This is a genomic window from Mycetocola reblochoni REB411, from assembly GCF_900163835.1.
Lineage (GTDB): Bacteria > Actinomycetota > Actinomycetes > Actinomycetales > Microbacteriaceae > Mycetocola_B > Mycetocola_B reblochoni.
In genome coordinates this window covers 1-10,679 of the sequence record NZ_FUKR01000067.1, presented here as the reverse complement: position 1 = coordinate 10,679, position 10,679 = coordinate 1, and the positions used below count along the sequence as shown (strand labels likewise).

Here is a 10,679-nt window from a genome sequence, read left to right as displayed (position 1 = left end):
CACCCCCACCCGTCCGTCTCCAGAAAGGACCCGGTCACATGGGAATCGTGTCGGCCCTCACCTCAGCTCTCGATCGAGCCTCGGACCGCTCCGTCGACATCGCCGAACGAACGAGCGCGGCCACCCAGATCCTCTCCTCCCTCGAATACCTCGCCAGCGCCTCCGACCGCACACGCGGCGGCCTGAACGACTGGACGCACATGCAGCACCAGGTTCCGACCCGGAGCCCGCTGGTCGCCCGGCTCCGCGGCCTGATCGCCCGCGAGCCCGTGTTCCGCGCGTTGCACCTCGGCCGCATCGGCGCCTGCGTCGTCCTGGTCTCGCCGGTCACGAACAACGCCGCGCGCGCGGCCGCCAACCTCTACCTCGTCGGCTCGACGGCCGTGCTGTACCCGATCCAGCTCAACGGCACCGACGGCTCCGACCAGGTCTCGTTCCTCGTCCACTCCGCCGCCGGCCTCGGCCGGGCGGGCGGAAGCGATCGGACGCGCCGCGCCGCGAGCGACTTCATCGGAGCGCAGACGACCCTTAGCTACGTCGCCGGGGGCCTGACCAAGCTGCCAGGCAAGGACTGGCGGACGGGCACGGCGCTCACCAAGATCATGCGGACGGAGACCTACGGCGACTCCCGGCTCTTCCGGCTGCTCTCCACGCACCCGGGGATCGGCCGCGTCGGCTCCAAGGCGGCGCTGAGCTGGGAGATCAGCTTCCCCCTCCTGCTGCTCAGCCGTCCGACGGCCCTCGTCGCCCTCGGCGCGGGGGCGGGGTTCCACCTGTTCAACGCCGCCTTCATGGGGCTGTGGCGCTTCCTGCTCACCTTCGTCGGGACCTACCCCGCCGTGTGGAAGCTGGTGCGCCGATGAGCGCCGTCACCTTCGGCAGGGCGGCCGCGGCGCTGGGCGCGGTGACCGCCGTCACGGGGATCGCCCACGGGCTGACCATGCAGCGCCGCGCGGAGCGGGGCTACCCCGGCTACGAGTCGACGACCGTCACCGCCCCGAGCGGGAACGTCATCGTCGACCACCACGTCGGCACCGATCGCGACGACGTCGTCGTGCTGCTGCCGGGGCTGATGTCGTCCGCCTCCACCGTCGCCGCCCTCGCCGACGCGATCCGCGACGGGCACCCCGACCGCGGCGGGCGGGCGAACGCCCCCGGCGTGCTCATGCACAACCGCGCCGGCTACGGCTCGTCGCGGGTGCTGTCGGCCCGGCCGTTCAGCATGGCGGAGGCCGTGCACGACCTGCACGCCGCGATCTCCGCGATCGTGCCGGAGACCGCCAGGGTGCACCTGGTCGGGCACTCGCTGGGGGGCTACCTCGCCTTCCGCTACGCGCAGTTCGTCCGCGACGCGGGGCTCGACCGCGGCGTCGAGTCGGTCACCCTGCTCGACCCGACCCACCCCGGCGAGCTCGTGGCCAGCCGGGCCCAGTACCTCGGCGCGGAGGGCCTCGACCTGTCGATCTCGCTCGCGCCGGAGACCATGGCGCTCGGCGGCGGACTGCTGCTGGTGCGCGCGGACTCGCTCGCGTACGCCGAGGGAAACCCGCACGTCGACCGCATCTGGGCGGATGCGACCAGCGTCCGCACGCTCAGGGCCGCCCGGCGGGAGTGGCGCTTCCTCCACCCGACGATGCTGGACTGGACGGGAGGGCTCGGCACCGTCGCCTGCTCCGTCCACGTGGTCGCGGCGGGCGAGACCGTCCGCACGATCCCCGGGCACGAGGAGCTGTACGCCGAGTTCCTCGAGACCGCACCGCACAGCAGCTACAACGTCCTGGGCGGCGCCGACCACCAGAGCCTCATCGCGAGCCCCGTACAGGTGGAACGGCTGCACGACCTGCTGGCCGCCGGGCGCGTCTGGGGGGAGAGCTGATGTCACGGCAGAGCGCACGCGCACACCGCCGGCCGCGGATCCTGCGCCGCGTCCTCGACGTGGGGGTGACCGGCTTCTTCGCGGCCTGGTTCGTCACGACCGTCGTGGCCCAGCACCCCGACCGCGCCTACGACCGGGTGCGCCGTCTCGACGTCGGCGTGGGAAACGCCGCCATCCCCAACTGGCGGTTCTTCGCGCCCAAGCCGGCGGTGGAGGACGTGCACTACCTCTACCGGCTCGCGGACGGCGACCGCTCGCGGCACTCGGAGTGGCGCGCGATGCACACCATCAGCACCCGCAGGCTCCGGCAGGCGCTGTGGTTCCCCGGCCGGCGCAGGGAGAAGGGGTTCTTCGACGTGGCCAACCTGATCATGACGGTGTCCCCCGAGGGGCCGGCCCACCTGGTGAAGGCGAGGGAGAGCGCGATGGAGTCGATCAACGACGCCGTGCGGCTGAGCGCGGAACCGGAGGACGGCATGGAGTGGTTCCAGGTCATGATGCTGCGCTACGCCGGTCACGACCGCACGGCGAAGCCGGAGTACGACGTGATCTTCGACTACGCGCGCTTCGACCGGGAGGCGGCGCGGTGACCGCCGGGTTCAGCGTCACGGCGGGCGCCGGCGCGGCCGGCTACGACCGGGTGATGGACGCGCTGGCGCCGCCGGAGGCGACCGACGCCGTGCTGAGCGGCGTGGTGCGGCCGGACGACGTGGTGCTCGATGTGGGCTGCGGGACGGGCCGCGCGACCAGGGCCATCGCCGCCCGTGCACGGGCGGTCCTCGCACTGGATCTGTCCACCGACATGCTGGAGCGCTTCGCCGCCCGCGGCGTTCCCGGCAATGTGGAGCTGCGAGCGGGGGACGTCACCGACCCCGCCGTGGTCGAGCCCCGTTCCGTGGATCTGGTGACCTGCCTGCTGGGGGGTCTGCAGTATGTGCAGGACCTCGGCACGCAGGCACGGGTGGTGCGGAACATGCGCCGGTGGCTGCGCCCCGGCGGCCGCGTCGCCGTCGAGATGTTCGAGCGGTCCGCGTATGACGCCCTGCTCGGCTCGCACCGGCTGCCCCTCGTCCTCGACGGAGTGCACTGGTGGCTCCGGATGGACGTCAGTCACGACGGGCAGATCTACACGAGCGTCAGCTCCGTCCACAGGGACGGGCGCGAGGACGAGGCGGCCGGCTTCACCGAGGTCTTCCGTCCGACCGACGTCGACGAGGCCTTCGCGCTCATGGCCGGGGCGGGGTTCGAGTCCGTCGCGGTCCAACCGGACCTGGCGAACCGCGGCTTCCTCTGGGTCAGCGCGGTGACGCCCGAGAACGACCGGAACGACCGGAACGACCGGAACGACAACGATTCACACCGCGGAGGCCGGGCGACACCGGCCCCGCACGAGGAGAGGAACCGAGCATGAGATTCACCACCGCAATCGTGACCGCACTGATGGTCTTCTCGATCTACTTCATCATGTTCGCCACGCCCGACGGGGCCGACATGACCAGGCAGGGCGTCGTGGCGGCGATCGTCGCCGTCGTCGGCGGGGCGATCGCCTACGCCATCACCCGCCCCCGCCAGAAGGACTCGTCCCAGTGACGAGCACCGGGCCCGTCCTGGCGGAGCCCGCGGCACCCGGCGGCCCCGCCGACCGGGCACGGGCCGACACGACCGAGCCGCGCACCGTCGACGCGGCGGGCCTGCGCGGGCGCCGCGTCCCGCTGGTCACGGGGACCGCGCTCGGCGTCGTCGGAGCCGTCGTCACCCTGGCGCAGCCCCTGCTCGCCGGGCGCCTCATCGCCGACGTCTCCGCGGGGACCTTCGGGCTGCTCTCCGTCGCCCCGTTGATGGCGCTGTTCGCCATCGACGCGATCCTGTCGATCTCGTCGCAGCTGCTGCTGGCCAGGGCGAGCGAAGGGTACGTCTACGGCCTGCGGTCCTACCTCATCTCCCGGGTGCTGCGCGGGTACTGGCCCGCCGTGCACGGCTACGACCGCGGCGACCTGTACTCCCGGCTCGTCGTCGACACCGCCCTGTCCAAGGGGTGGATCGTCGGCGCGATCCCCGCGCTGCTGTCGTCGCTGACCATGGTGATCGGCTGCGGCATCGCCATGGCGATCCTCAGCCTGCCGCTGTTCCTGCTCACCTTCGCCGTGCTCGCCCTGTTCGGCGGCGCGGCCTGGTGGACGGCCCGCGGCGTCCAGCGCGCCGCCACGGAGAACCAGGAGGACACCGCCGGGTTCATCGAGGGCGTGCAGCGCATGATCTCCAGCCTCGTCACGATCAAGGCGTCGGGGCTGGAGGCGCAGGTCGACGCGGACACCACCGGCCGCGCCGACCGGGCCAGGCGCAGCGGCGTGCGCGTCCTCACCCGGACCGCGGTGCTCACGCCGGTGATGAACGTGGGCACGCAGGCCGCCATCGCGGTCGCGGTCATCGCCGGCGCAGCCTTCGTGGCCTCCGGCTCGCTGACCACGGCCGCCATGGTCTCCTTCTTCATGTACCTGCTCTACATCGTCGCGCCGCTCGTCCAGGCGTCGTCGGCGCTCGGCGACATCGCCCAGTGCCGGGCGGCCCTCGCCCGCGTCCGCGAGGTGGGCGGCGTCGAGCAGGAGCGCGTCCGCACCGACGGCGATGCACGACTCGCCACGACCGGGCACGCGCGGATCGAGCTCGGCGGGGTCGAGATCCGGCACGACGAGTCGCCGGAGCCCCTGCTGACCGGCATCGACGGGCGCTTCTCCTCCCCCGGCCTGGTCGCCCTCGTCGGGCCGAACGGGGTCGGCAAGAGCACCCTGCTCTGGCTCGCCTGCGGTCTGCAGCGCCCCACGGGCGGCCGCGTCAGCGTCGACGGTGTCGACGTCGCCGAGTGGCCGGTCGCCGAGCTGCGCCGCCGGGTGGTCCTCGTGCAGCAGGACGCCGCACCGATGACGGGGACGATCAGGGACAACCTTCAGTTCGGGTCGGGCGACCACAGCGACGGGGAACGCCTGCGGCTCCTCGAGCGCGTCGGGCTCGGCCCGCTGCTGGCGCGGCTGCCCGACGGGCTCGACACCGGCCTGGGCGAGGGGGGTGTCGAGCTCTCCGGCGGACAGCGGCGGCTCCTGGCCGTGGCGAGGGCGCTGCTCGCCGACCCGGGCGTGCTCCTGCTCGACGAGTTCACCTCGAACGTCGACCAGAAGGGGGCGGAGAAGCTGCTGCGCATCGCGAGGGACCTCGCATCGGACAGACTGGTCATCGTGACCAGTCATGCCTCCGCGATCCTCAACATCGCCGACCGGATCGTCGAGCTGACGCCGACCGGTCTCGAGAACCGTCCCGCGGTGTCGGCCGTCGACGAGACGGCGGGGACCGGATGAGCGCGAACGCCGGAATCGCGCGGGCGTTCGCCCGCGCTCGGGTCCCCCTCGGCATCGGCGGCGTCGTCCTCGTCGTCGGCACCGCCGCCTGGGCGCTCATCGACCGCGGCTCGGACACCGCCATCGATGCGCTGACCTGGCTGCTGCCGACCGGGCTCGCGCTCATCGCCCTCGGCTTCCTCGCGACCGTGTTCGCACCGGTCAGCGGCGGCGAACCGATCACGCTCGCCTCACCGGTGACGGGTCGATGGGTGGCGTTCAACTCGCCGACCGACAAGGTGCCCAGTCACGGCACCCACGGCTTCGGCCAGAGCTACGCCGTCGACCTGCTGACCGCCCCCGACGCGGACGCGCCTCCGCCCACCCCCGCCGGCGGCGCGTTCCGCGCGCCGGAGGACTACCCGTCCTTCGGACAGCCCATCCACGCGCCCGCCGATGCCGACGTCGTCGCGGTCGTGTCGACGGTTCGGGACCACCGCAGCCGGATCGGCTCGATCGGCACCTTCTACTTCAGCCTCGAGGCCGCGGTCAGGGAGGTCCGCGGCTCGCGCGGCATGCTCGGGAACCACGTCGTCCTCCGCCTCGCCGACGGGAGCCACTTCGTCCTCGCCCATCTCCGCCGTGGCAGCGTCACGGTCGCGCCGGGCGACCGGGTGCGCACCGGCCAGGTCCTCGCCCAGTGCGGCAACTCGGGCAACTCCACCGAGCCGCACCTGCACTGTCAGCGGCAGGACATCGCGCGCTCGGCCTTCGCGGCTGGCCTGCCGTGGACGATGGGGCCGAGAGGGATCCCGGCGACCGGCGACGTCACCGGCGGCTGAGCGCGGCCACGACGCCCCCTCCTCAGCCGACGGGCGACGGCGGACGTCCCCGCCGAGCGGAACCGCTCCACCGCGGCGGGCAAAACGCGAGAGAATCGACGGACACCACCGACACGCAGGAGCACACGTGAGCGACACCACCGGAGCGCCAGCGCCGACGCCCGGGCGATTCTCCCCCGACCTGGCCTACCAGGCCGCGCGGATGTACTACATCGAGGACGCCACCCAGGCCACCATCGCCGAGCGGCTCAGCATCTCCCGGACCAGCGTGAGCCGGCTCATCACCGAGGCGCGCCGGCTCGGCCTCGTCCGCATCGACGTCATCGACCCGCAGTCGGACGAGCGCGGCGCCCTCGAGGCCGAGCTCGCAGCGGCGCTCGGCCTCGACCGCGTGCGCGTCGTCGCGCCCGTGCACCCCTCCCGGCTCGGGCCGGACCTGGCGCCCGCCGTCGGCGAGGAGCTCGTCGAGCGCGGCCTGAAGCCGGGCGACATCCTGCTGCTGTCCTCCGGCAGGACCATGTACGAGATCGCCGAGCAGCCGCTTCCGCGCCTGACCGGCATCCAGCTCGTCCCCACGGTCGGCGGCCTGACCGAGCCGATCGCCTGGTTCCAGACGAACGAGATCGCGCGCAGGGCGGCGGAGCACACCGGCGGGTTCCCCGCCTTCGTCTTCGCCGAGGCCATGCCGACCGCGCAGATGCGGGCATCGCTGAACAGCGACCCCGCCTTCACGCACGTTCTCGGCCTGTGGGACACGGCCAGGGGGGCCGTGGTCGGGATCGGAGCCCCCACCGCGACACGCAACACCATCTCGCGCTACATCCCCGCCGGCGACGAGCACTTCGCCGACGCGGCCGGGGACATCACGCTCAACTTCTTCGACGTCAACGGCGACGAGGTCACCTTCCCCGGCGACGAACGGATCGTGCGCGCGCCCCGCCAGCGACTGCGGGAGCTGGAGTTCTCCATCGGCGTCGCCGTTGGCGCCGACAAGGTCCCCAGCATCATCGGGGCCGTGCGCTCCGGGATGATCAGCTCGCTCGTCACCGACGCCCCCACCGCCCGCGCGGTGATCGCCGCGGTGGCCCGCCGCGGCGCCGAGGACTGAGCGCCCCGGCATGGGCACGGGCGCCAGGGCGGGCGGGCCCCGCACGAGCAGGGCCGCGGCGACCGAACCGCTCGTCATCGGCGTCGACATCGGCACCTCGAGCACGAAGGGCATCCTCGCCACCCTCGACGGCGATGTCAGGCACAGCGTCACGCTCACCCACTCGCCCTCCCGCCCGCACCCCGGCCACGTCGAGATGGACAGCGAGCTGTGGTGGCAGGAGTTCGTCCGCATCGCCGCCGAGCTGTCCGCGAAGGCCGACGGCCCCATCCGTGCCGTCGGCGTGAGCGGAATGGGGCCGTGCGCACTGCTCACCGACGCGCACGGCACGCCGCTGCGGCCAGCGATCCTGTACGGCGTGGACACGCGCGCGACCGCGCAGATCGCCCGGCTCACCGCGTCCATCGGTGCCGACAGGCTCCGCCGGGAGGCGGGGTCCCCGCTGACCTCCCAGGCGACCGGCCCCAAGCTGGCCTGGGTCGCCGACACCGAGCCGGAGGTGTTCGCCCGCGCCCGGCGGCTCTTCATGCCCGCCTCCTGGCTGTCGTGGCGGCTCACCGGCGCCTACGTGATCGACCACGCCTCCGCGAGCCAGATGGTGCCCCTCTACGACCCGGCCGCGCGCGACTGGCACGCGGAGTGGGCCGACCCGCTCCGCGGAGGGATCGAGCTGCCGTCGCTCGCCTGGGCGGGGGACATCGCCGGGACGGTCACGGAAGAGGCCTCCGCCCTGACCGGACTCCCCCGCGGGGTGCCCGTCATCGTCGGAACCATCGACGCCTGGATGGAAGCGGTCAGCGTCGGCGCCGACGGGCCGGGCGACTTCTCGCTGATGTACGGCACCACCGTCCTGATGATCGCCACGAGCCGTCGGCGGCTCGACCACCCCGGGCTGTGGGGGACGCTCGGCACGACGCCAGGTACCTCCTGCCTCGCGGCGGGGACCGCCACGAGCGGGGCGATCACCAACTGGCTGAGGGAGCTGTCCGGCGGGCCGGACTTCGCGGAGCTCGTCGCCGAGGCCGAGCGTTCGCCCGCGGGGAGCAACGGCCTGCTGATGCTCGGCTACTTCGCCGGCGAGCGGACGCCGATCAACGACCCGGACGCGCGGGGCACCATCGTCGGGCTGACCGTCTCCCACACCCGCGGGGACCTGTACCGGGCGGCACTGGAGTCGACGGCCTACGCGATCAGGCACAACCTGGAGGCGCTGAGGCAGGCCGGTGCGGACATCGGCGTCGCCCATGCCGTCGGCGGTGGAACGACGAGCCCGCTGTGGCCGCAGATCGTGTCCGACGTGACCGGACTGACCCAGGTGCTCGCCGCCAACGCGGTCGGGGCGAGCCTCGGGGCCGCCTACCTCGCGGCGTCCGCGATCGCCGACGTCGACATCGCGGTGTGGAACCCGATCGTCCGCGAGGTCGCGCCCGACCCGCGCAACACCGAAAGGTACGAGGCGCTGTACGCCGACTACCGCAAGCTGGACCGCGCCACGCGCGGCATCGCGCACCGGCTCGCGGAGCGGCAGCGGGGACAGCGGCGGTAACCCGAGCACCCTCGGCGGCGGCAAGGACCACGGCGGCCACGAGAACGACAGCGGGAGCACGGACGGGCGGAGGGAGAGTCACCGACAGCGCGAGGGCGCGGCGGTCAGCCAACAACGAGCGACGGAAGACGGAAGACGGAAGATGACTGCCGGACGGCTCAGCGCTCGACCCGGTAGCTGGCGTGCACGAGGCCGTCGCTCGCGTGACTGGCCAGGAGTGTGAGCCGCACCTCGCGCCCCAGCTCCCCGAACAGCGATCGCCCCGCGCCGAGGATGACGGGGACCCGGCTCAGCGTGATCTCGTCGATGAGGCCCGCCCGCAGGAACGCCTGCACGGTGCGCCCGCCGTCGACGTAGACCTGTTCGGCACCGGATGCGGCGAGCGCCCGCGCCGCACCGTCGACGTCGGACACGACGGTGACGGGCCCGTCCGATCCGGCCGGCATCGTCCCGGACAGCACCAGAACGCGCTTGCCGTGGTACGGCCAGTCGGGGAAGGCCGCGACGGTGTCGTACGTGCCCCTGCCCATCACGAGCGTGTCGACGGACGGGAAGAACGTCTCCCAGGTCTCCGCGTGACGGCTGCTGTCGATGACAGCGTGCTCCGCGGCCGGCGGCTCGGTCAGCCAGTCGATCGAACCGTCCGGCCTGGCGATGTAGCCGTCGAGGCTGACGCCGATGAAGACCCGTCCGGTCCAGTCGCGATTCGTGATCATGTCCAGGCTTCCTCCATCGTGTCGAGCGTGCGGCGGACGGGGTCCGAGGCGGCGGGCGGGCCCGCGGGGGGCGGGCGCGACCCCGCCGCCGCCCGGATGGCCGCGCCGGTCAGGGCGTCGAAGAGCACGTCGGCCGCGGCAACGGGATCGCCGAGTCGCGGGAGCCCTGCCTCCGCCAGCAGCGCGGCGAGATAGGCGCGCTCGCGTGTCCAGCCCTCATCGAGCAGGGTGCGCAGCTCCGGGTCGGCCAGCTCGTCGACGAGCTGGCCGAGCGCGGCGGGGACGGTGCCGTCCTCAGCGCCGAAGCGGAGGACAGCCCACTCGCGCAGCTCATCCCACGGCCGCCGTCGCGGGTCGGGAGCTCCGGGGACCGCGTCGATCCAGCGCCTGCTGAGCGCGACGATGATGCCCCGGCGGGAGCCGAACCGCTTGACGAGCCCGGCGGGGCTCAGCCCGGCGAACGGAGCGACGTCGGCGAGGGTCCAGGGACGGAGCTCGGTGCGCGTCGCGAGGGCACGGGCAATGCCGTCGAGCACGACGTCCTGCTGCTGTCGTCGGGGTCGGGCCACTCCATTAGTAAATCAAGATTCACTAATTGTGTCCAACCCCCCCCCGTCAGTGGATCGTGTACCCGCCGTCGACCACGAGGTCCGCACCGTTGACCATCGCCGCCTGGTCCGAGGCGAGGAAGGCGACTGCGGCGGCGACCTCCTCCGGCTCCGCGAACCGGCCGACGGGGATCTCGCGCTTCATCGCCTCCCCCTTGTCGTTGTCCCACACCCGGCGCCCCAGCTCGGTGAGCACCACCGTCGGCGAGACCGTGTTCACGGTGACGCCGCCCCCTCCCCACTCGAGCGCGAGGGTGCGGACCAGCCCCGTCAGGGCGAACTTCGATGCGCAGTACGCCGTGTGCTCGTCGACGGCGACCGTTCCCGCCTGGGACGACAGCGTCACGATGCGGCCGTAGCCCGCCGCGAGCATCACCCTCGCCGCCGCGCGCGAGGCGATGAAGCTGCCGACGACGTTCACGTCGAGGATGCGGCGCATATCGTCGGCCGAGGCCTCCAGTGCCGGAGCAACCACCGAGATCCCGGCCGAGTTCACCAGGATGTCCAGCTTGCCGAGCTCCGCCACCGTGCGCGCGACGACCCGCTCGACGGCCGGCTCGTCGGACACGTCCGCAGCCAGACCCAGGTGACGCGCGGCGCTGCTGGAACGACACGAGGTGCTGCGCGCGGGCTTCACCACCGCGGTGGCCGAGC

The 10,679-nt window shown here is 73.0% G+C and carries 12 protein-coding genes; 9 read left to right on the top strand and 3 right to left on the bottom strand.

Translation table 11 applies throughout. The features are described 5' to 3' along the window. Positions 1-38 precede the first annotated feature (38 nt). The 9 genes from FM119_RS11885 (at position 39) to FM119_RS11845 (ending at position 8,701) form a co-directional block, all read left to right on the top strand. Positions 39-863, top strand: coding sequence for a hypothetical protein (locus FM119_RS11885; protein WP_087138369.1), 825 nt, complete (start codon positions 39-41; stop codon positions 861-863). Then, positions 860-1,876, top strand: a complete 1,017-nt coding sequence (locus FM119_RS11880) for an alpha/beta fold hydrolase (protein WP_087138368.1) — start codon at positions 860-862, stop codon at positions 1,874-1,876. Before FM119_RS11885 ends, FM119_RS11880 begins: the two co-directional genes overlap by 4 nt. After that, a complete protein-coding gene (locus FM119_RS11875) occupies positions 1,876-2,466 on the top strand; it encodes a hypothetical protein (protein ID WP_087138367.1) in 591 nt (196 codons plus the stop codon). The genes FM119_RS11880 and FM119_RS11875 overlap by 1 nt, the downstream gene beginning before the upstream one ends. Continuing rightward, positions 2,463-3,287, top strand: coding sequence for a class I SAM-dependent methyltransferase (locus tag FM119_RS11870; RefSeq protein WP_121657446.1), 825 nt, complete (start codon positions 2,463-2,465; stop codon positions 3,285-3,287). The genes FM119_RS11875 and FM119_RS11870 overlap by 4 nt, the downstream gene beginning before the upstream one ends. Further along, a complete protein-coding gene (locus tag FM119_RS11865; protein WP_087138366.1) occupies positions 3,284-3,466 on the top strand; it encodes a hypothetical protein in 183 nt (60 codons plus the stop codon). The genes FM119_RS11870 and FM119_RS11865 overlap by 4 nt, the downstream gene beginning before the upstream one ends. Then, the gene (locus FM119_RS11860; RefSeq protein ID WP_087138365.1) at positions 3,463-5,226 is read left to right on the top strand and encodes an ABC transporter ATP-binding protein; all 1,764 of its coding nucleotides are present in this window, start codon (positions 3,463-3,465) and stop codon (positions 5,224-5,226) included. Before FM119_RS11865 ends, FM119_RS11860 begins: the two co-directional genes overlap by 4 nt. Beyond that, a complete protein-coding gene (locus FM119_RS11855; protein WP_087138364.1) occupies positions 5,223-6,047 on the top strand; it encodes a M23 family metallopeptidase in 825 nt (274 codons plus the stop codon). Before FM119_RS11860 ends, FM119_RS11855 begins: the two co-directional genes overlap by 4 nt. A 127-nt stretch (positions 6,048-6,174) precedes the next feature. Next, positions 6,175-7,155, top strand: coding sequence for a sugar-binding transcriptional regulator (locus FM119_RS11850; protein WP_218778780.1), 981 nt, complete (start codon positions 6,175-6,177; stop codon positions 7,153-7,155). Positions 7,156-7,165: 10 nt separating this feature from the next. Continuing rightward, positions 7,166-8,701, top strand: a complete 1,536-nt coding sequence (locus FM119_RS11845; protein ID WP_087138363.1) for an FGGY-family carbohydrate kinase — start codon at positions 7,166-7,168, stop codon at positions 8,699-8,701. A gap of 158 nt (positions 8,702-8,859) precedes the next feature. On the opposite strand, the gene FM119_RS11840 is transcribed toward FM119_RS11845, so the two are convergent. The 3 genes from FM119_RS11840 to FM119_RS11830 all read right to left on the bottom strand — a co-directional run. Then, positions 8,860-9,417 carry a dihydrofolate reductase family protein gene (locus FM119_RS11840; RefSeq protein WP_087138362.1) on the bottom strand — a complete coding sequence of 186 codons (558 nt, stop codon included), beginning with the start codon at positions 9,415-9,417 and terminating at the stop codon, positions 8,860-8,862. Next, a complete protein-coding gene (locus FM119_RS11835) occupies positions 9,414-9,986 on the bottom strand; it encodes a hypothetical protein (RefSeq protein ID WP_143822708.1) in 573 nt (190 codons plus the stop codon). The genes FM119_RS11840 and FM119_RS11835 overlap by 4 nt, the downstream gene beginning before the upstream one ends. Before the next feature lie 46 nt (positions 9,987-10,032). Next, positions 10,033-10,679: SDR family oxidoreductase (locus FM119_RS11830; RefSeq protein WP_143822707.1), on the bottom strand; the 647-nt coding region annotated here is incomplete at its 5' end.

What these genes read in the sequence shown, in the direction of transcription:
- FM119_RS11885 (WP_087138369.1), top strand. Translation starts at nt 39, where the DNA reads ATGGGAATCGTGTCGGCCCTCACCTCAGCTCTCGATCGAGCCTCGGAC.
- FM119_RS11880 (WP_087138368.1), top strand. Translation starts at nt 860, where the DNA reads ATGAGCGCCGTCACCTTCGGCAGGGCGGCCGCGGCGCTGGGCGCGGTG.
- FM119_RS11875 (WP_087138367.1), top strand. Translation starts at nt 1,876, where the DNA reads ATGTCACGGCAGAGCGCACGCGCACACCGCCGGCCGCGGATCCTGCGC.
- FM119_RS11865 (WP_087138366.1), top strand. Translation starts at nt 3,284, where the DNA reads ATGAGATTCACCACCGCAATCGTGACCGCACTGATGGTCTTCTCGATC.
- FM119_RS11855 (WP_087138364.1), top strand. Translation starts at nt 5,223, where the DNA reads ATGAGCGCGAACGCCGGAATCGCGCGGGCGTTCGCCCGCGCTCGGGTC.
- FM119_RS11845 (WP_087138363.1), top strand. Translation starts at nt 7,166, where the DNA reads ATGGGCACGGGCGCCAGGGCGGGCGGGCCCCGCACGAGCAGGGCCGCG.
- FM119_RS11840 (WP_087138362.1), bottom strand. Translation starts at nt 9,417, where the DNA reads ATGATCACGAATCGCGACTGGACCGGACGGGTCTTCATCGGCGTCAGC.